The organism is Thiococcus pfennigii (genome assembly GCF_016583835.1).
Lineage (GTDB): Bacteria > Pseudomonadota > Gammaproteobacteria > Chromatiales > Chromatiaceae > Thiococcus > Thiococcus pfennigii.
Genome location: NZ_NRRW01000175.1, coordinates 1 through 463 on the forward strand (window position 1 = coordinate 1; position 463 = coordinate 463).

At 52.7% G+C, this 463-nt stretch carries 1 protein-coding gene; it reads right to left on the minus strand.

Annotation, left to right across the window (positions count from 1 at the left end; genetic code table 11):
• The coding region (locus CKO41_RS18440) for an AAA family ATPase (RefSeq protein WP_420826498.1) at positions 1–463 on the minus strand (463 nt) is incomplete at both ends.

The following is a 463-nucleotide window of genomic DNA, read 5'->3' on the forward strand; positions in this document are numbered from 1 at the left end:
AGTAAGACCAGATACGCAAACAGCTTGATCGTGCCATCGGAGACATAGCGATCAATAAAAGGATCGGTAAATTGCTCATCCTGAAAACACAAGATGAGACGACCATCTTGCGTCAAGACTGGCTCGACATCGCTGATACCGGGAACGCGATGCTGCATCACCGAGACGATCTTGGCAAAGCGCTCCGGGTCGTTCTCAAACAGATTGCGCGCAACGCGCTGGAGGTTATCGCCGGTCACTGAGAGATGATTTGATTCCCCAATCGCATCTTTACTGCCTCTGGCAAGATTGATATGGACATCGGAGACATGCCAATTTTCGAGCAGTTGACGCAGGGCATTCGCCGCCTTGAAGCGCTCGAACTGCCCGAGGCCCTTAATCGCTAGGGCATCGCGGGCGACAGTTTGCTGTTCGCGTTCAAGTGCATCATCCTGCTGATCGAAAGCCTCCTCATTCGTTACCG